Consider the following 19,625-nt stretch of genomic DNA (forward strand, 5'->3'; position numbering starts at 1 on the left):
TATCAAATGAAGAAGCTTCTCGCTTCAGCCATCTTCGCCTTCGGCGCCTATGCATTGGCTGGCTCGGCGCATGCTGCGGATTGCGGCAACGTATCGATTGCTGAAATGAACTGGGCATCCGCAGGCGTGGCCGCCCAGGTCGACAAGATCATTCTGCAGAATGGCTACGGCTGCAACGTTACCCTGGTGACGGGCGACACGCAGCCGACATTCACCTCCATGGACGAAAAGGGCGAGCCGGACGTCGCGCCGGAACTCTGGGTCAACGCCGTGCGCACCGCGCTCGACAAGGCCGTATCCGAAGGCCGTCTGATCGAGGCCGCGCCGCTTCTGAGCGACGGCGGCGTCGAAGGCTGGTGGATTCCGAAATACCTCGCCGACGCCCATCCCGACATCAAGACCGTTCAGGACGCGCTGAAGCATCCAGAGCTCTTCCCGGCCCCCGAGGATCCGTCCAAGGGCGCTGTCTATGACTGCCCGGCGGGCTGGAACTGCCAGATCTCCACGACCAACCTGTACAAGGCCCTCGGCGCAGACAAGCTCGGCTTCACGCTGGTCGATACCGGTTCCGCCGCCGGCCTCGACGGTTCCATCGCCAACGCCTTCGAAAAGAAGATCGGCTGGCTCGGCTACTACTGGGCGCCGACCGCCATCCTCGGCAAATACGACATGGTTCGCCTGAGCTTCGACGTGCCCCACGACAAGAAGGAATGGGACGCCTGCACCGCGATTCAGGATTGCGCCAACCCGAAGGTGAACTCCTATCCGGTTTCGGACGTCTATACCGTCGTGACCAAGGCCTTCGCCGACAAGGCCGGCATCGCCATGGACTATATGAAGACCCGCAAGTGGGATAACGCGACCGTCGGCAAGGTTCTCGCCTGGATGACCGACAATCAGGGCACCAACGAGGACGGCGCCAAGTACTTCCTCAAGACCTACCCCGACATGTGGACCAAGTGGGTTTCTCCGGACGTTGCCACCAAGGTCAAGGCTTCGCTCTAATCCATGCTGCGGAATCGGCGGCGGGCCTGTGCCCGCCGCCGATTTCACATTCGCAAGCCGCAAGGGAGATGACGCTCATACCGACAGGGCGACGCGGCGCAAGGTCGCAACGAGTGCAGATCGGCGAGCGCGGATGTAGTAAGAATTCAGGGGCAGCCTGAAGAACCGGTCGCAGTGCTGCTAGACCATCCGAGTGTGAAGGCCACACGCCCGGACCAGGACAGAACCGGACTAAGAAGGGGAAATACATGGCTATCCAGTGTACGATCCTGCCGAATGTGCTCTGCAACTTTCCGGCAATAGATGAATCGCTCATACGCCTTGCGCGCAAGAATATCGACGACGGCTTCAGGGCGTCGGTGCGCGCCTACGGCAACCTCATCGACGCCATCGTGCAGCCTCTGCAATGGTTTCTGAACTACCTGGAATGGATTTTCACCAATACGCCCTGGTTCATCATACTGATAGCCATGATGCTCGTCGTCTATGCCGCCAGCCGCAACCTGAAGATTGTCGCCGGCACCGCGATCTCCATGCTTCTCATCGGCGTCTTCGGCCTCTGGACCGACACGATGGTAACGCTCGCCATGGTGACGGTCTGTACGCTCATCGCCATTATCATCGGCCTGCCGATCGGCATATTCATGGCGCGCTCCGACCGTATGCAGTCGATCGTCAATCCGATTCTCGATGTGATGCAGACGATGCCGAGCTTCGTCTATCTTATTCCCGTCGTCGTGATTTTCGGCATCGGGAAGGTTCCCGGCCTGATCGCCGTCGTCATCTACGCCGTCCCTCCGATGATCCGCCTGACAAATCTCGGCATCCGCCTGGTGGACAAGGAAGTGCTCGAAGCCGCCGATGCCTTCGGGTCGTCGCATCGGCAGAAGCTGTTCAACGTGCAGATTCCCCTTGCTCTGCCCACCATCATGGCCGGCATCAACCAGACGATCATGATGTCGCTCGCCATGGTCGTCGTCGCCTCCATGGTCGGCGTCGGCGGACTGGGCAAGAACACCCTGCAGGCGATCAACAACCAGTTCTTTACCGTCGGTTTCCTCAACGGTTTCGCGCTGGTCGCCATCGCCATCATTTTCGACCGGACGAGCCAGGCCTATGGCAGACGGCTCCAGAAGCACTCGGAGGTCATTCATGGCTAGTCACGCGATCCAGATAAAGAACCTCTACAAGATTTTTGGCCGCCGCGGACGCGACTATGTCGAGCAGGTCAAAAACGGCATGGGTAAGGCCGAGCTCAATGAAACGCACGGGCATGTACTCGGTCTGCAGGACATCAGCATCGACATGCCGGCCGGTGCCATCACCGTCGTCATGGGCCTCTCCGGCTCCGGCAAGTCGACGCTCATCCGCCACATCAACCGGCTGATCGAACCGACCGTCGGCGAAGTCCTCTACGACGGTGTCGACGTCTGCAAGATGAGCGAAAACGACCTGCGCGAATTCCGCCGCCACAAGACGGCGATGGTGTTCCAGAAATTCGCCCTGCTGCCGCACCGCACGGTGATAGAGAACACGATTTACGGGCTGGATATCCAGGGCGTGCCCCGCGCCGAAAGCGAGAAGAAAGGTCAATACTGGATCGAGCGCGTCGGCCTCAAAGGCTTCGAAAGACACTATCCGAACCAGCTTTCGGGCGGCATGCAGCAGCGCGTCGGGCTTGCCCGCGCACTCACCAACGACGCCGACATCCTGTTGATGGACGAAGCCTATTCGGCACTCGATCCGCTGATCCGCGTGGATATGCAGACCGTATTGCTCGATCTGCAGAAGGAACTGAAGAAGACGGTCGTCTTCATCACCCACGATCTCGACGAGGCGCTGCGTCTCGGCGACAAGATCGCGATCCTGCGCGACGGCAAGGTCGTGCAGCAGGGAACCGGCCAGCAGATCGTGCTTCAGCCGGCCGACGATTATATCACCGCCTTCGTCAAGGAGGTGAATCGCGGCCGCGTCATCCAGGCACAGACGATCATGAAGCCGTTTGCAGGAGAGCCGGCCGGTGCGCGCGTGCCCGGCGACATGACCCTGGAAGCCGCCGCCAAGCAGATAACCGATGCGGGTCAGACCGGTGCCATCGTCACCGATGCGGCCGGCAAGCCGATCGGCATCATAGACCTGCAAAGCATCATTGCCGCCATGGTCACGCCGACGACGCACGAGACCGCACAGATGGCTGCCGCCTGAATGCGGCCTCTTCCAAAGAGAAAGCGCCCTTCACAAGGGCGCTTTTTTATATCAAGAATAAACCTCCACCTACGGTGGAGGACTGGACGAGTTTTACACGGTAGTTGAGAGACCTCCTGCTTGAACCTCTGGTGTGGCCCAGACTTCAAACAAGGAGGTTATATGGACGAGCAATCGCTCTCGCATGCGACGTGGGACTGCAAATATCACGTTGTTTTTGGCAGCAAATACCGAACGAAAAGACTCTACGGGGATGTGCGTCGAGAGTTGGGTGAACTCTTACGTCGTCTGGCTCAGCAAAAGGGCTGCCAGATCGAAGAGGGTCATTTGATGCCCGATCATGTCCACATGTTGATATCGATCCCGCCGAAATACTCGGTCGCGCATATAGTTGGATTTTTGAAGGGCAAGACGGCTCTTTACATTGCCAACAAGTACGCGCGTAAGCGCCGCTACAAAGGGTATCACTTTTGGGCACGTGGGTATTTCGTGTCGACGACGGGCTATAACGAGCAGGTCGTCAGACAATATATCCGGAACCAAGAAAAGGCCGACAAAGCTTCCGACTTTGCCGACCTCTTTAATCGTAGCTACTAAGCGCTAACAAAACCACTTCTAGTGGTTCAAGCGCAGCGTTTCAAACCTCCACCTTTGGTGGAGGTCATGACTTCGTGATCGCTGCGGCACTGCGGCATCTTAGGGAGAACGACGTCGCCATTGTGCGCACATAAGGAAATGTTTATATCTGCATTTGACATCCGATTATCCGAGGACACGCCATGACCGCAGCCGCCAATCCCTTGACCAAACTCCTTGCCGAAAAGGGCGTGTTGCTTGCCGACGGAGCAACGGGCACCAATCTCTTCGCCATGGGCCTGGAAGCCGGCGAAGCGCCCGAGCTATGGAACGAACAACATCCGGAGCGGATCACGAAGCTGCATCAGGATTTCGTCGATGCCGGCGCCGACATCATCCTTACCAACACCTTCGGCGGCACGCGTCACCGCCTGAAGCTGCATCACGCGCAGGATCGCGTGCACAGCCTCAACAAGACGGCGGCTGAGATTGCCCGTGCCGTGGCCGACAAGGCCGAACGCAAGGTCATCGTCGCCGGTTCCGTGGGACCGACGGGGGAACTTTTGATGCCGCTCGGCGCCTTGACCTATGAAGACGCCGTTGCAGCCTTCGTCGAGCAGATCGAGGGCCTGCAGGCCGGCGGCGCCGACGTCGCCTGGATCGAAACCATGTCGTCGCCGGAGGAAATCCGCGCCGCCGCCGAAGCCGCCGCCAAGGTTGGCCTGCCCTACACCTATACCGGTTCGTTCGATACGGCCGGCAAGACCATGATGGGCCTGCATCCGAAAGACATCCACGCCGTCGCCACGGATATCGGCGACGGTCCGCTCGCCGTCGGCGCCAACTGCGGCGTCGGCGCCTCCGATATCCTGTCGAGCTTGCTCGATATGACCGAGGCGGATTCAGCCGCGACCATCATCGTCAAGGGCAATTGCGGCATTCCCGAATATCGCGGCGCCGAAATCCATTACTCGGGTACGCCGCCGCTGATGGCCGACTATGCCCGCCTTGCCCGCGACGCGGGCGCCAGGATCATCGGCGGCTGCTGCGGCACCTCTTGCGGCCATCTCGCCGCCATGCGGCAGGCGCTCGATAGCTACACGCCCGGCCCTCGCCCGACATTGGAGACGATCATCGAAAGGATCGGCCCGCTGCGTAACAAGACCGCCAACGAAGGCCCTGCCGCGCCCGCGCGCGAACGCCGCAGACGGTCCTGAGGAAACAGAAAAAAGCCCGGTCATCCGGGCTTTTCTCCGTATGTCGAACGTCTTCGCGGGGACCCGTCCGGCATCGCCCTTCGGCCGATGCCGGAGCACCGCCTATTTTTCGCCGCCGATGGAGCGGCCTTCGGTGAAATGCGGAACGATACGGCTGTCGAATGCCTTCAAGGCTGCGCCGATGGCCTGATGCATGTCGAGATAGCGATAGGTGCCGAGCCGCCCGCCGAAATGGACATTGGTCTCCGCCTCCGCCCGCTCGCGATACCGCAGGAAGACATCCTTGTCCTGCCGCGTGTCGATCGGATAATAGGGCTCGTCAGCACGCTTGGCCGAGCGTGAATATTCCCGCACCACGACGGTCTTTTCATTCTGATAGCCGCGCTCGGGATTGAAGTGGCGAAATTCCAGAATGCGTGTGTAGGGGACCGTTTCGTCGGCGTAGTTCATGACCGCCGTGCCCTGGAAATCGCCGGTGTTCAAGGTCTCTTTTTCGAAGTCGATGGTGCGCCATCCGAGCTCGCCTTCGGAGTAATCGAAATAGCGATCGATCGGACCGGTATAGACGATCGGCAGACCGGCCGGCAGCGAGGATTTCAACGAGAAGAAATCGACGCCGAGCGCGATCTGTATCCTGGGATGCTTCAGCATCCTCTCGAAAATCGCCGTATAGCCGTCGACCGGCAGGCCTTCATACCTGTCGTTGAAGTAGCGATTGTCGAAGTTGTAGCGCACGGGCAGGCGCGTGATGATGTGCTCGGGCAGATCGCGCGGGTCCGTCTGCCACTGCTTGGCGGTATAGCCGCGGATGAAGGCCTCGTACAAAGGCCGGCCGATCAGGGAAATCGCCTTCTCTTCGAGATTTGCCGGAAGACGGCCCGCCATTTCCGCTGCCTGCTCCGCAATCAGCGCCTTCGCGTCAGCCGGAGAAAGGCGACGGTTGAAGAATTGCGAGATCGTGCCGAGATTGATCGGCATCGAATAAACCTGATCGCGGTAGGTCGAATAGACGCGGTGCCTGTAGTCGGTGAACGCCGTAAACCTGTTCAGATAGGCCCAGACCGCTTCATTCGGCGTGTGGAAAAGATGCGCGCCGTAGCGATGAACCTCGATGCCGGTCTCGCCGTCGAACTCGCTATAGGCATTGCCGCCGATATGGTTGCGCCGGTCGATCAGAAGCACATTCTTCTGCAACTCGTTCGCCACCCGCTCCGCAATCGTCGCGCCATAGAACCCCGCGCCGACGATCAACAGGTCTGCCTTCGAAAAGTCGATCATGCTTTCAAACTTTCAGTACCGGAAAATCTCGGCGATGGTTTCAGTCGAATGCGGAAATCAATATTGGCAATACGTTGAAAAAACCGAGTGCAGGCTGGACCACCCCCGGAGACATGGATGGCAAGATCGAGCCCCTGCGCCCGTGGGTTCACCAGACGCCGGCATATTTCAGCGGAGTGTATTGATACGCCCTGAATAGGGCCGCCTGCTCTTCGAGGGCGGCGTTGACGTTATAGGTCGCACCCAACGGACGCGTATGGGCGATAGAGACGGCGTCAATGATCCCCATGCGCCCGATGGGTCTTCCTAGGAAAGACGGCCACAGATGATCGAGGCCGTAACCGGATTCGACGTCCCGCATGGAGTCGATACAGATCTGCAGTCCGCGCCGCGAGAAAATCGGGCACATGATTTCGACGAAGCCCTCGAAGCGTACCACACTGTGCGGTCGCTGAACCGTCAGAGGATGGTTCGGATAACACCCGGGGCCCTTCTTCAGCGACGGCTGCGCCAGGTCGAGATCGTACTTGTGCGACAGATGGAACATCCGGTTGACATCCTCGCCGCTGCACAGGAGATCGTCGTCAGGCAACCAGATGCGCTCGTAGTTCCAGAGCGGGCTGTTCTGGTGGAAAAGATCATAGATGATCTTGAATTTCTTGCGCTTGGGCAGATGTGCCAAATATTCATACGGACTGCCGGAGACTTCGGGCTCCTCTACGCCGTAGTAACCGATGCAGAGGTCCCAATTGCGCATCCCGTCATCGATCCCATCGAACCAACGCGGATGTAGTGATTTTGCATTGGCGGGCACGACGACGAGGTTCGGGCGCTGAGACTCGCGGAAAGGCTCCACCAGAAACGATGCCTTCCGCTCGACACCAGCCGGCGTCGAAAACAGAGGGTGCGCCGGATGGTTGGTAGCCAGCAAAACATATGTGGAATCTACGCCACCGATGATTCCACGTCCGGCGAGTGTTGTCACCTTCCCCGCTTCGACACCGGCAAGATTGAAGACAACCGTCGGCAACCCATCGTGGTCGACAAAACACAGCCGCCCATCAATGATCTGCCAGAGATCGATCGACGGATCAAAATAATTGCCGATCAGACCGCCCGGAGCCAGCACCATGAAGCGGGAGAGAATACCCTGCTTGAAATCGCCAAAACTCCAAAACGTACCGGTCAGCGTGTCCCCCGTTAAAGGCGGTGCTTCGCTCAGCCCCTCCAAAAGGTCAACGGGCAGACCACGCCGTTCCACCGACATGATATTCATTCGTCAAGCTCCTGTTACCGACGATTTCATCCTGTGTCACAATCAATCCACCCGGCGGACCTGATGCTCCTCGCCGCGCAGATTGAGTATATTCAAGACCCTTCCGTCCTGGATGGGTTTGACGACATCGACCATGCCCGACTCAAGCCAGCCGACGGCAGCACTGTTATCCGGCATCGGGAACCAAGCCGCGACTGTTGCTCCGGCAACATTGACGGTGAAATCCCTGCGGAAATCCACCTTCTGTCCGTTATTCGTCTCCCACACGCCCACAACCGGTCCGAAAGACGGAAAATGATTCGAGGCGCGCGGCAGGTTTGTAATGACGCATACGATTTGATCCAGTTTGCCGCGGCGCGGAATGATCGCTGCAATCTCGTAGGACGGGTCCAGCGATCTGAAGAGGCCTAACCACTGGCCGGGATGCAGAACGGCGCAATGACTGTGGCCGTCGTCATAGCAGGCGATAACATGATAATTTATCGGCGCGCTCTCATGCAGCTTCTTCAAAAGGCCCGGCAGGGCATGCGGTTCGAAATGCTCGAGCACGTCGGCCGAGCAGCATATGTCGCCTCTCGGAATATCGTCCGCGAGGACATTCGTCCCCTGGAATGTCACATTTTCCGGCAGCTGGCCGAGCAGCGGCGAGCGGGCCCAATCCAAGCCTATGACATTCCTGACTTTACCGGCGATAGCGCGCAAGAACTGCCCGTTGCCGCAACCGACTTCGACAATCGTGCCGGGACGAGCCGTCTCGATAATGGCGGCATGATCGACCAGCCAGTTGTTGTTCTGATAGCCCGCGTCGCCATCATGGAGGCGCTGATAGTCGGCAGCGGTGACATTTCGTTTGGCAACGCTTTTATCGAGACCGGACGCATATTCGGATCGCAATAGCTGCGCATCGACGATTGGCGCGGCCGCCGGATTGGAGTTGAACGCAGACGCCAGCTCCGCGTATTTGCTGTAGGCGGCACGCGTCATGTCGGTCATGATAAGTTGACCAACGCTGGCCGTGACGCCGCCGGCATGAAGCAGCAGTGCCACCTGCGCCGCAGCATTCGAATAGAGCGAATTCGAATTCGCGGCTTCTGTGCTTGGGGCGGGCACCGCGACGGCAGGCGCCTCGCGTTGCAATTGCGCCGTACTCGCATAGGCACGCAGATCAGCATCGCGCTTTGTGGCAAAAATCTGCGGAGCAGCGATTTTCGCGTCCGACAGGGCGCGCGCAATACAGCGATCGACGGTCTCGCGATTGTAGATCGAGAAGCAGCACTGGCTGAGATAATAGAAGAGGAAGCGTGCGCCGCGTCCGTCGTCCTCCGGCAAATTCGGAGCAAAGGCGCGACCGATGTCCTCCAGGCTGCCGCAGGGATATGCCCCGAGTTCATATTCGCTCGTGGCAAAAGTGAATACGGGCTTGCCGTACATCATGGCTTCGAGGCCGACGCCGGAATTCGCGACGACCACCGCTCGGCATCTCGAGAGATGCTCGTGGATTGAGGCGTCCGATATCAACACATTCTTGTTGGCATGACGAAGGCGCTCCAGCTCCGCGCCGATGATGTCGCTTTTGCATAGCGGATGACGCTTGACAACGAGCAACTGGCCGGTGCGCTCTGCCAGCGCTGCGCAATAGCGCAGGACCTCGATCACATCGAACCGATAGAATTGCGAGACCGGGTCGTCCAAAAGCTGAAGCGGCAGATATACGAAGGGCCGACCTGCATCGAACGGCTGGTTCGATTGCGTGTATTTTGACGAGTTGCTCGCCCTCAGCATGTGACGGAGCTGCCCGACCTCCTTAAGTGCCAGGGCTGTTTCGACCGCGTCAATGGCGGCGGCATGCTGCTCGGGAAAGCGCCCGAGCGAGCTCCAGCCCGAGAAGCCATTTTGATCAAACGAATACCAACCAACGATTGGCGTCTCCTTGACACGCCAGATGTTGGGGCCATCCCCCACCGAATGATAGGAAATGCAAATGCCGTTGGCAGGCGCCTTGCGCGGCGCCTGATAAGAGCCGAACGGCACGATCGAAAGATTGGCTGTCAGGCTGCGCCGACCCAGTCCCGCACACAGTTCGGCAAACATGCGGGAATGTCGATCACCATCGGCAGCAACGGTAAACCAGAACTCCGGCACTTCGAGATCCACCACGACCTGACTATCGGCAACCGGAGATATGGCCGCCTCGGATTTCTGGGCAGCCCGCTTTTCCAGAACGTTGGCATACCACTTGGCTTCGGTCTGCATATGGGAATCTCCATCATCGTCGAATGACGGAGACAATTTCAGCAAGGCCTTGCGCCAAGCTGTCGTACCGATCGAGATTGGCCGGCGGGTCGAGAGCCCTTTGACAACTCAACTGTCCAGCCCCGCGAAAGCAATCCCGCTTATCCATCCATCAAAGCCAGCGCTCAGAATCGCGCCGATGCGATGTGGAGAAATCGATGTCTTCTGCTCAAGTCCCTGTCCTTTCGATCTGCGTTCCGACCTATAACCGTCAGTTCATGCTCGAGCGGAACGTCAACTTCCATCTGGAGGAATTTCGGCGGTTGAATCTCCCTTTCGAGATCGTCATCGTCGACGATTGTTCGACCGATGAAACGGCGGACTATATCCAGTCGATCTCGCATCATCCGGAAATCAGCGCCTATCGTAGGGCGCGCAACTCCGGTTTCATCAGCAATTACGCCTTTGCCATGCAGAGAGCCCGCGGCCAATATGCGGTCTTTCTAGGCGACGACGATCTTCTGATTCCGGAAAAGGTGGTGGAGTATCTCCGCATCATGATGGACGACAAGGGCATCGGCATGATCCAGGCGCCCTGGCTTCTGGTCGATGGCCGGCCGGGCGGCGGCGATATGCAGCCCTTCTATCACCTCTCCTATCCGACGCGGCACTCCAAGGGCGATTTCCGCTCGATGCTCGAATTCATTCTCGAGAAACACGTTTTCCCCGAATTCATGATCATCCGGCGCGACGTCCTGACGAAGTCGATATCCAGCCCCACACCCTTCATCTTCTGGGCATTCCTTTACACGACGCGCGCACTGGACAAGGCCGACGTGCTGTTCATGCCGGAGCCCTTCGCCCGCGTGACTGCCGTTTCCGACGATCCACGCCTGCAACAGGGCAACAAGGAATGCATGTTCCAATGGGACAGCTACCGGGGCGGCCTCGAATATCTCGCCTCGCAGGCGCTCCGCGACAACCGGTATCCTCCGGACTATCGCGGATCGCTGATGCCGCGTATCACCGAGTTCATGCTGCAGCGTCAGGCCGTGGCCATGCGCTTGCATGTCAATGCCCAGAACTGGGTCGAAGCCTATATCATGTATCATCGCATGGCGGCCTACCTGCCGACGCCGCTGCCTCCGGATTCCTACGATCAGATCCGCAAGCTGGCGGGTATCGCGACCGCCGCAACGGAAGCGATCGCCTTCAATGGCGAGCCCGTCATTCTCCAGCCGATCATCGACGACGACACGATCAATCTTCTCTCCCCGTCGATCCGGCAACATCTTTCGAGGGAAACGCCCGAGACCGGCGGCCATGGCAGCAAGCCGAGGGCATATCTCCGCTTCACCGAGGATTTTCCGCCCAATCCAGGCCCCAAAGACGGCCTGTTCAACATTTTCACCTATATTGACCAGTTCGTCTGAGATCTGAGGGAGAGCTGAAACGCCATAAATGGGCTTCGCCGCACAAAAGCACGGCGGAGCCTTTCCCGTTTCAGGCTGTTCAGCCGGGCAGCATTTCCGTCACAGCAATGATCGGACCGAGCGGAAACAGGCCATCTCGCCTTTGCCATTCGGGAATGTCGAGACTGGAGATGCTGCCGTCCAGAAACAGGGCGTTCGCACAGCCGAGATCGTCGCGGAAAAGCGTCGCGAAATCGTGGAAGCGCACGGCGCCATCGGAAATGGCAAAGACGACCTTGCCGTCGCGGGCAACGCCGACGCCGTTTCGTATCTTCAAGCTGGTGCTGTCCGCCAGAAACGACGGATGAAGCTTTCCGTTGACGACAAGCATGGGGCCGGACTGGGTTGCGTAGAAAGGCTTGATACCGGAAGCGGCGAATGCCCTGCTTTCCATGATCCCGGCCTTGCCCGATCCGAGATAGAACACCCCGTTCGGCAACAGGTGGAAATTACCCCAGCCCTTGTTGGTGTTGATCGTCTTCAACTCGCGTCCGTTTTCGATGAAGAGGCCGACGGGGGACAGGTCGTCGAGATACATGCCGCCGTTCATGGCAAAGCGGACATAGATGCGATCCCGGCGCAAATCGTTTTCCAGCGCCCGGAACGAGCCATAGGGCTTGCCGCTGCGGTCGTTCTGGAAAATCTGGATATCGTCGGCAGCGGGATCGAAGGTGCACACCGTATAGCCGTCGCCCATATGCCGGACCTTGCGGCAGGCTTCGCCGGCCGATGCGCTAGCGGCACAGGCAAGAACGGCAAGGATGACCATCAATCGAATCAAACGCATAGCTCCGCATGAATAGCACAGGCGTTCAGAACGCATCGCAATACGGCAAAACAAGGAGCGTCCGGGGACTAAAGCTGGAGTGCCGCCATATGGAATGCAAGTTGCGCGGCGGGATAGCGATATTCCGCCGCGACCGGACAGGCATTGCGCGCAAGACAACCGCGCGTCGTGCATCCCGCCCGCCCTTCCTCGGTGCGCAAATGCGAGCGACAGCCCTCAACATCGAAAGCCGCCGCCGTGACGGCATCGACGGGACACGCCACAAGACAGGGCTTCTCCACGCATCGATCGCATGGGTTCGCGGAAAACTCCGGCATCTCGGTTTTCTCCAGCGGCTCGGCGAAGCCCAATGCGCCGCGATAACCATGCCACAGGCCATATTCCGGATGGATCAATATGCCGAGCGGCGACGCCTTCAATCCCTCGGCCTGCATGGCCCAGCGCTGGAACGGCTGCCAGGGGGGATCGGAAGGGAAATAGGCCGTAGCCCCCAAATCCGCCGCGACAGGCCGGATGATCGCCTTCGACCAATCGTCGAGGGGATCTTGGCGCCGACTGTTGTCCGGCATATCTCGCCATCGCGAAAACGCCGGCCAGATCGAGCCGCCGATGTTGCCAAGCAGGACAACGCTTCGGGCGGTCGTGCCGTCCATGAGGCGAGGTCCCGCACCTTCGCTGAAGGACAGGCTGCCACGAACGAAAACTCCGTGGACGCCGAGCGCCGCACGGAGCTGTTCGAATATCGCAGCGCCGCGGTTCACCGTGGCCCCTTATATGGATAGTGCGGCCGCCAGACCTCCTTCTGGATCAGGTCGGCAACGCGCGTCGCACCGCCTTGCTCCCTGGCGGCCTCGGGCTCTCTTCAGGTAAAGGCGTCCGGCATGGAATCCTTGCGCTTCTGGATATAGGCAAGCAACGCCTCGTCGATCGCCGGATCGAGCGGCGGCGCTTCGTAGTGATCGAGCCAGGAGCGGCAAAGCGCGTTGGCGCGTTCCTCGACCCGTTTCTGGCCCTCGATCTCCCACTGCTCGAAGGAGTTGTTGTCGGCAAGCGCCGAGCGATAGAAGGCGGACTGGAAGTTGGCCTGCGTATGGCTGCAGCCGAGATAATGGCTTCCGGGTCCGACCTCGCGGATGGCATCCAGCGCCTGGCCGTTATCGGAGAGATCGATGCCCTCGGCCATCTTCTGCATCATGCCGAGCTGATCCTGGTCGATCATGAACTTCTCATAGGAGGAGACGAGACCGCCTTCCAGCCACCCGGCCGCATGAAGCACGAAGTTCGTGCCGGCCAGCAGCGTCATGTTCAAGGTGTTGGCGGATTCATGGGCAGCCTGCGCATCCGGCACCTTCGACGCGCAAAGCGACCCGCCGGTACGGAATGGCAGACCGAGACGGCGGGCAAGCTGTGCAGCACCATAGGAAACGAGCGACGGTTCGGGCGTGCCGAAGGTCGGCGCACCCGATTGCATCGAGATCGATGCGGCAAAGGTGCCGAACAGGACCGGCGAGCCCTTGCGAATCAACTGCGTGAAGGAAGCGCCGGCCAGCACCTCGGCCAGAATCTGCGTCAGCGTGCCGGCAACCGTCACCGGGCTCATCGCCCCGGAAAGGATGAAGGGAGAAACGACCGACGCCTGATTGTGCTTCGCATAGACCTTCAGCGCGCCGAGCATGGTCTCGTCGAACACCATCGGCGAATTGGCGTTGATGAGGTTCAGCGTCACGCAATTGTTCTCGACGAAATCGTCGCCGAACACGATTTTCGCCATCGCGATGGTGTCCTCGGCGCGCTCCGGTGCCGTGACCGACCCCATGAACGGCTTGTCGGAATATTTGATATGGCTGTAGATCATGTCGAGATGACGCTTGTTCACCGGAATGTCCACAGGCTCGCAAACCGTGCCGCCCGAAGAATGCATCGATGGCGCCATATAGGCGAGCTTCACGAAATTACGGAAATCCTCGATCGTCGCATAGCGGCGATTGCCCTCGAGGTCGCGCACGAAGGGCGGTCCGTAGACCGGCGCGAAGATCGTCGCCTTGCCGCCGACATGGGCGTTGCGGACGCTGTTGCGCGCGTGCCAGGTAAATTCCTTCGGCGCCGTCTTCAGAAGCTCGCGGCAAAGCCCCTTCGGGAAATGGACGCGCTGGCCGCGCACGTCGGCGCCGGCTTCCTTCCACAGGGCAAGCGCTTCCGCATCGTCGCGGAACTCGATACCGATTTCCTCGAGCACCGTGTCGGCATTGCGCTCGATGAGTTGCAGGCCTTCTTCGTCGAGCACTTCATAGACGCCGATCTTCCGCACGATATAGGGAAGCGAAGGGCCAGGGCCGCCGCCGCTGCGGGAAGCGCGCCGAGCGGCGGCGCCCCTGCCCTCGCTGCGCGAACGCCGTCCACCGCCCTCGTTGCCTGCAGCCGGTTGCTCAATCATATCGTCCATGATGTTTCCTCACTCCTGCGCATGGATGCGTCTTTCGTGACACTATGCTACCCGATTCCGCCGTGCGGACGTTCCTTAATGCGCCAGCAACTAGCATAGGACAGACATCGAACGACATTATCGGCTCCTCGTCGTCCGTCGCGATTGATCCGTGCGACGTCGCATTCGAAAAGAGTTTTAGCAAGCTTCAGGTCTATCGATAATAGCGACAGTGTTTTATACAAGCCCATGATGCATCGCACGAAAACGGGATGGAGCGGATGTCTGACGACGAAATCATTCTCTCGGAACTTTCTGATGAAGAACTCGTGCAACAGATGCACGACGATCTTTACGACGGCTTGAAGGAGGAGATCGAGGAAGCGACGCAGATCCTTCTCGATCGCGGCTGGACCCCTTATGACGTGCTGACGCAGGCGCTCGTCGAAGGCATGCGCATCGTCGGCATCGACTTCCGCGACGGCATTCTCTTCGTTCCGGAAGTTCTGCTCTCGGCCAATGCGATGAAGGCCGGCATGGCGATTCTGCGTCCGCTGCTGGCCCAGACCGGCGCCCCGAAGCTCGGCAAGATGGTGATCGGCACCGTCAAGGGCGACATTCACGACATCGGCAAGAATCTCGTCGGCATGATGATGGAAGGCGCCGGCTTCGACGTCATCGATCTCGGCATCAACAACCCGGTCGAAAACTACCTCGATGCCATCGAACGCGAGCAGCCTGATATTCTCGGCATGTCGGCCTTGCTGACCACGACGATGCCCTACATGAAGGTCGTCATCGATACGCTGAAGGAAAAGGGCCTGCGCGACGATTACGTCGTTCTGGTCGGCGGTGCGCCGCTGAACGAAGAGTTCGGCAAGGCCGTGGGTGCCGACGCCTATTGTCGCGATGCTGCCGTAGCGGTTGAAACCGCCAAGGAATTCATGAAGCGCAAGCACAATAGCCTGGCTGCGGGAGCCTGATTGCGGCAATCCCGGAACCGGAGGCAGTTCATGGGTTGCCTCCGGCCCGTTGGCATCCCAAATCAGTTGTTGGCCGCCCTCTTGACGGTGTGACCGGCATCCTCGGTCGCGTTGACCGCATTTGCAGTATCTCTGCCCATGCCGCGAATTGTATTGGCGCATGAAGCAAGGACCATGAGAACTGCGCAGGCGGCTGCAATTTTGGTGAGTGTCGGTGCGGTCATGGTTGGGAACCCCCTCCAGGTGAATATGGATCAACAAAAAGCGGAGACAAATTCTCCGCTGGATAAACGCGCGACAAAGCAAAAAGTTCATGTGATCGCGTGCGGCGCAATCGCGCGCGAGATACTGGCGATCACCAGAATAAATAGCCTCGACCACATCGATCTTCACTGTCTTCCGGCAATCTACCATTCCTACCCGCAAAAGATCGCTCCGGCTCTGGAGCAGGCGATTGCATCGGCACGTTCGCGCGGCTTCGAGAAGATCTTCATCGGCTATGCCGATTGCGGCACAGGGGGCGCTATCGACAAGATCTGCGAACGCGAGGGAATAGAGCGCCTTTCCGGCCCGCACTGTTATTCCTTCTTCACGGGCAACGAGGCCTTCGCGGCGCGCGACGATGACGTCACCTCGTTTTTCCTCACCGATTTTCTGGCCCGTCAGTTCGAATCCTTCGTCGTCGTCCCGCTCGGCCTGGACCGGCATCCGGAACTGCGCGACATGTATTTCGGCAACTATCGCAAGGTAGTCTACCTGTCGCAGGAGGAGGACCCGGTGCTGCAGGCCAAGGCAAGGGAAGCCGCCGAATATCTCGGCCTGGACTATGAATATCGCTTTACCGGTTATGGCGATCTGGCGCGTGAATTGCCGATCGCCTGATTGCGACAACCATGTCGCTTGCAAGCCAATTTTATCTTTACCGCGATCGGCATGCCGGACGCCTCACAGACATTCAGCTACAGTTCGGACCCGGCGGTTTCAAAGGAGAATGCCCGTCAGCGATACTTGTGGACGAGGTTTTCATGTGACGTCGCTTTTCGGCATATGGCGCGTCGTGGCGAGCGCAGTCCGATGATCGGCCGACGTGCATTCTTGTGTGAAGAGGAGATTTTGTGCATGGCGGATCGCATTGTCGTCTACTGGCGGGATATCCCGGCCCAGGTGATTATAAAAAAGGGCAGGCAGACGGCAAAACGCGAGCTTTCGCTGCGCTTTACCGAGGCAATCGACATGTGCGCCATGCGCACGGGCGCGGCCGAAACCGACGACTATCTTGCCGAATGGCGCAAGGCGAATCCTGTGCCGGTATCCGACGATCTTGAAACCGAAGCGGACAAGGCGGCGGCCGAACTCGAGGCTGCATACGATCGCGAACGGCTGGTGGCGCTCGTGAAGGCCGGAGGCCGCGACAATGGCTGACGCCGTTCAAAAGCCCGGCAACGCTGCCGCGGCGGCAAAGGCTGCCAGCGGCGCCTATACGCCGGCGGGCGTCTCGCCCAACCGCCGCGCCCGGCGCAAATATACGGTCCGCCTCTGGGCCGTCCGTCACTCCCGCTTCTTCGAATGGTTCTATCGTCGCTTCGCCGACGCCTTTCTTTTGCTTCATCCGCTCTGGAAGGCATTCGGCTATGATCGCGTGGAGCGCCCGATCACCTTCATCGAACGCAATGTGAAGGGCTTCCTGTTCGATTGCCGTATGTGCGGCCAGTGCGCGCTGTCGTCGACAGGCATGTCCTGCCCGATGAACTGTCCCAAGCAGTTGCGCAATGGCCCCTGCGGCGGCGTGCGAGCCAATGGCAATTGCGAGGTCGAGCCCGACATGCCTTGCGTCTGGGTACAGGCCTGGAACGGCTCGAGAAACATGACCCATGGCGATGCGATCCTGAAGGTGCAGAAACCGGTAAACCAGTCGTTGCGTGAAACCTCTTCCTGGCTTCGCGTCACGGCGGAGGCGGCAGCAGCCCGCGAAGCGGCGAAAAAGGAAGCCTGACGGATGGCGCAGATCGACGAAAACCCGCTCGGCGTGCACCTGCCGCTCGATCCCCTGCCTGGCCATTACTCGCTCGGACGGCTGGAGCGCGTGCTTCGTCGCGGCGAATTCGCCGTCACCGCCGAGCTCAACCCTCCCGACAGCGCCAATCCGGAAGACGTCTACGAACGCGCCGCCATCTTCGAAGGCTGGGTGGACGGGATCAATGCCGTCGATGCCTCCGGCGCCAATTGCCATATGTCTTCCGTCGGGATCTGCGCCCTGCTGACACGCATGGGCTATGCGCCCATCATGCAGATCGCCTGCCGCGACAAGAACCGCATCGCAATCCAGGGCGACGTGCTGGGCGCTGCCGCCATGGGCGTGTGCAACATCATGTGCCTGACCGGCGACGGCGTGCAGGCCGGCGACCAGCCCGGCGCCAAGCCGGTCTTCGATCTCGATTGCATGTCGTTGCTGGAAACCGTGCGCATCATGCGCGACAACGCCAAATTCCTCTCCGGCCGCAAGCTGACGTCGCCGCCGAAAGTCTTTCTCGGCGCGGCCATCAACCCCTTCGCGCCGCCTTACGACTTCCGCCCCTATCGGCTGGCGAAGAAGATCGAGGCCGGGGCGCAATTCGTCCAGAGCCAGTATTGCTACGACGTGCCGATGTTCCGCGAATACATGAAGAAGGTGCGCGACCTCGGGTTGAACGAGAAATGCTTCATCCTCGTCGGCGTCGGGCCCCTCGCCTCGGCAAAGACCGCCCGCTGGATGCGCTCCAACGTGCCCGGCGTCCACATTCCCGATGCCGTCATCAAGCGCATCGAGGGCGCGCAGGACCAGAAGAAGGAAGGCAAGCAGCTCTGCATCGACATCATCAACGAGGTGAAGGAGATCGAGGGCGTTTCCGGCGTTCACGTCATGGCCTATCGCCAGGAGGAATATGTCGCCGAAATGGTGCATGACTCCGGTGTGCTGAAGGGCCGTCGGCCCTGGAAGCGCGAGGCGGGCCACACCGACGCCCTCGTCGCCGAACGGCTGCACCAGATCAGCGAAGGCAAGGAAGAGAACCAGCAGGCGATGGCGGAGCTTGCTGCCCATCATACGCCGCAGCAGGCACATTGAATTCACAGACCGCCGCCGAACGGCGGAGGAACCGACCGGCTTGTAACCCAATTCATCGCACGATAGACCAGCTATCGCGCCAACTGACCAGAGGACCAGATATGACGCGTACCATCGTTGCCTCAGCCACTCGCGAGATCGTCATCGGTTTCGACCAGCCGTTTTGCGTGATCGGCGAACGCATCAACCCGACGGGACGCAAGAAGCTCGCCGCCGAGATGATCGAAGGCAATTTCGACACCGTCATCAAGGACGCGCTCGAACAGGTCGCGGCCGGCGCCACCATGCTGGACGTCAATGCGGGCGTGACCTCGGTCAACCCTAACGAGACGGAGCCGGGCCTGCTCGTGCAGACGCTGGAGATCGTGCAGGGTCTGGTCGACGTGCCGCTTTCGATCGACAGCTCGGTCACGGCGGCCATCGAAGCGGCGCTGAAAGTCGCCAAGGGCCGGCCGCTGGTCAATTCGGTCACGGGCGAAGAGGAAAAGCTCGAAGCGATCCTGCCGCTCGTCAAGAAATACGATGTGCCCGTCGTCGCGATCTCGAACGATGAAACCGGCATCTCCATGGATCCGGACGTCCGCTTCGCCGTCGCCAAGAAGATCGTCCAGCGCGCCATGGACCACGGCATCAAGCCCGAGGATATCGTCGTCGATCCGCTCGTCATGCCGATCGGCGCGCTGGGCGACGCCGGCCGTCAGGTCTTCGCGCTGCTGCATCGCCTGCGCAACGAACTGAAGGTCAACACCACCTGCGGCCTTTCCAATATTTCCTTCGGCCTGCCGCACCGTCACGGCATCAATGCCGGCTTCATTCCGATGGTCATCGGCGCCGGCATGACTTCCGCCATCATGAACCCCTGCCGCCCGCAGGAAATGGAAGCCGTGCGCGCGGCCAACGTGCTGAACGGCACGGATGCCAATTGCACCAACTGGATCATGACCTATCGTGACTTCAAGCCGGCGGAAGGCGGCGCCACGGCGCAGCCGACGCCTGCCCCCGTTGCAGGTGGCGGACGCCGCGGCGGTCGCGCGGCCCGCGCCGGCGCAGGCGCTACGAGGGAATAGCC

The 19,625-nt window shown here is 59.9% G+C and carries 19 protein-coding genes; 12 read left to right on the plus strand and 7 right to left on the minus strand.

Annotated features, from left to right (window positions below):
- The first annotated feature begins 6 nt into the window (after positions 1–6).
- The 5 genes from ACJJVH_RS07935 to bmt all read left to right on the plus strand — a co-directional run bounded on the left by ACJJVH_RS07935 (position 7) and on the right by bmt (position 5,003).
- Complete coding sequence (locus tag ACJJVH_RS07935) at positions 7–1,005, plus strand: ABC transporter substrate-binding protein (RefSeq protein ID WP_113356727.1); 999 nt, start codon at positions 7–9, stop codon at positions 1,003–1,005.
- 248 nt (positions 1,006–1,253) lie between these two features.
- On the plus strand, positions 1,254–2,165 hold the full coding sequence (locus ACJJVH_RS07940) for an ABC transporter permease (RefSeq protein WP_112797780.1): 912 nt from the start codon (positions 1,254–1,256) through the stop codon (positions 2,163–2,165).
- A complete protein-coding gene (locus tag ACJJVH_RS07945; RefSeq protein WP_112797782.1) occupies positions 2,158–3,210 on the plus strand; it encodes a quaternary amine ABC transporter ATP-binding protein in 1,053 nt (350 codons plus the stop codon). The genes ACJJVH_RS07940 and ACJJVH_RS07945 overlap by 8 nt, the downstream gene beginning before the upstream one ends.
- Before the next feature lie 162 nt (positions 3,211–3,372).
- Entirely contained in the window at positions 3,373–3,807 is a 435-nt protein-coding gene (gene tnpA / locus ACJJVH_RS07950; protein WP_113356627.1) for an IS200/IS605 family transposase, read from the plus strand.
- A gap of 182 nt (positions 3,808–3,989) precedes the next feature.
- Complete coding sequence (gene bmt, locus ACJJVH_RS07955; protein WP_113393900.1) at positions 3,990–5,003, plus strand: betaine--homocysteine S-methyltransferase; 1,014 nt, start codon at positions 3,990–3,992, stop codon at positions 5,001–5,003.
- Between the two features lie 102 nt (positions 5,004–5,105).
- Here bmt and glf read toward each other — a convergent pair whose 3' ends face one another.
- The 3 genes from glf to ACJJVH_RS07970 all read right to left on the minus strand — a co-directional run bounded on the left by glf (position 5,106) and on the right by ACJJVH_RS07970 (position 9,810).
- Positions 5,106–6,281, minus strand: coding sequence for a UDP-galactopyranose mutase (gene glf, locus ACJJVH_RS07960; RefSeq protein ID WP_412065041.1), 1,176 nt, complete (start codon positions 6,279–6,281; stop codon positions 5,106–5,108).
- Between the two features lie 148 nt (positions 6,282–6,429).
- Positions 6,430–7,557, minus strand: a complete 1,128-nt coding sequence (locus tag ACJJVH_RS07965) for a hypothetical protein (RefSeq protein WP_412065042.1) — start codon at positions 7,555–7,557, stop codon at positions 6,430–6,432.
- A 42-nt stretch (positions 7,558–7,599) separates the two neighbouring features.
- Positions 7,600–9,810, minus strand: coding sequence for a hypothetical protein (locus tag ACJJVH_RS07970; protein WP_113385557.1), 2,211 nt, complete (start codon positions 9,808–9,810; stop codon positions 7,600–7,602).
- A 197-nt stretch (positions 9,811–10,007) separates the two neighbouring features.
- Between ACJJVH_RS07970 and ACJJVH_RS07975 the strand changes: the two genes are divergently transcribed.
- Complete coding sequence (locus ACJJVH_RS07975; RefSeq protein WP_113404757.1) at positions 10,008–11,222, plus strand: glycosyltransferase family 2 protein; 1,215 nt, start codon at positions 10,008–10,010, stop codon at positions 11,220–11,222.
- Positions 11,223–11,301: 79 nt separating this feature from the next.
- Here ACJJVH_RS07975 and ACJJVH_RS07980 read toward each other — a convergent pair whose 3' ends face one another.
- The 3 genes from ACJJVH_RS07980 to ACJJVH_RS07990 form a co-directional block, all read right to left on the minus strand.
- Positions 11,302–12,048 (minus strand): phosphodiester glycosidase family protein, encoded by a 747-nt coding sequence (locus tag ACJJVH_RS07980; RefSeq protein ID WP_412065043.1) that lies wholly within the window; start codon positions 12,046–12,048, stop codon positions 11,302–11,304.
- A gap of 68 nt (positions 12,049–12,116) precedes the next feature.
- Positions 12,117–12,809, minus strand: a complete 693-nt coding sequence (locus ACJJVH_RS07985; RefSeq protein WP_113404758.1) for a 4Fe-4S dicluster domain-containing protein — start codon at positions 12,807–12,809, stop codon at positions 12,117–12,119.
- Between the two features lie 101 nt (positions 12,810–12,910).
- Positions 12,911–14,491: a trimethylamine methyltransferase family protein gene (locus ACJJVH_RS07990; protein WP_112797798.1), complete on the minus strand. Its 1,581-nt coding sequence runs from the start codon at positions 14,489–14,491 to the stop codon at positions 12,911–12,913.
- A 260-nt stretch (positions 14,492–14,751) separates the two neighbouring features.
- Between ACJJVH_RS07990 and ACJJVH_RS07995 the strand changes: the two genes are divergently transcribed.
- Complete coding sequence (locus ACJJVH_RS07995; RefSeq protein ID WP_112798160.1) at positions 14,752–15,453, plus strand: B12-binding domain-containing protein; 702 nt, start codon at positions 14,752–14,754, stop codon at positions 15,451–15,453.
- Positions 15,454–15,515: 62 nt separating this feature from the next.
- On the opposite strand, the gene ACJJVH_RS08000 is transcribed toward ACJJVH_RS07995, so the two are convergent.
- The gene (locus ACJJVH_RS08000) at positions 15,516–15,677 is read right to left on the minus strand and encodes an entericidin A/B family lipoprotein (protein ID WP_112798162.1); all 162 of its coding nucleotides are present in this window, start codon (positions 15,675–15,677) and stop codon (positions 15,516–15,518) included.
- A gap of 25 nt (positions 15,678–15,702) precedes the next feature.
- Between ACJJVH_RS08000 and ACJJVH_RS08005 the strand changes: the two genes are divergently transcribed.
- The 5 genes from ACJJVH_RS08005 to ACJJVH_RS08025 all read left to right on the plus strand — a co-directional run bounded on the left by ACJJVH_RS08005 (position 15,703) and on the right by ACJJVH_RS08025 (position 19,623).
- Entirely contained in the window at positions 15,703–16,335 is a 633-nt protein-coding gene (locus ACJJVH_RS08005; RefSeq protein WP_162703971.1) for a DUF1638 domain-containing protein, read from the plus strand.
- A gap of 237 nt (positions 16,336–16,572) precedes the next feature.
- Positions 16,573–16,875 (plus strand): virulence factor, encoded by a 303-nt coding sequence (locus ACJJVH_RS08010; protein WP_412065044.1) that lies wholly within the window; start codon positions 16,573–16,575, stop codon positions 16,873–16,875.
- Positions 16,868–17,446: a methylenetetrahydrofolate reductase C-terminal domain-containing protein gene (locus ACJJVH_RS08015; protein WP_113356718.1), complete on the plus strand. Its 579-nt coding sequence runs from the start codon at positions 16,868–16,870 to the stop codon at positions 17,444–17,446. The genes ACJJVH_RS08010 and ACJJVH_RS08015 overlap by 8 nt, the downstream gene beginning before the upstream one ends.
- A 3-nt stretch (positions 17,447–17,449) precedes the next feature.
- Positions 17,450–18,556: a methylenetetrahydrofolate reductase gene (locus tag ACJJVH_RS08020; protein WP_412065045.1), complete on the plus strand. Its 1,107-nt coding sequence runs from the start codon at positions 17,450–17,452 to the stop codon at positions 18,554–18,556.
- A gap of 101 nt (positions 18,557–18,657) precedes the next feature.
- Positions 18,658–19,623 carry a methyltetrahydrofolate cobalamin methyltransferase gene (locus ACJJVH_RS08025; RefSeq protein ID WP_113356717.1) on the plus strand — a complete coding sequence of 322 codons (966 nt, stop codon included), beginning with the start codon at positions 18,658–18,660 and terminating at the stop codon, positions 19,621–19,623.
- Positions 19,624–19,625 lie beyond the last annotated feature (2 nt).

Origin of the sequence: Rhizobium sp. SYY.PMSO (assembly GCF_046840415.1) — a bacterium.
Classification (GTDB): domain Bacteria; phylum Pseudomonadota; class Alphaproteobacteria; order Rhizobiales; family Rhizobiaceae; genus Rhizobium.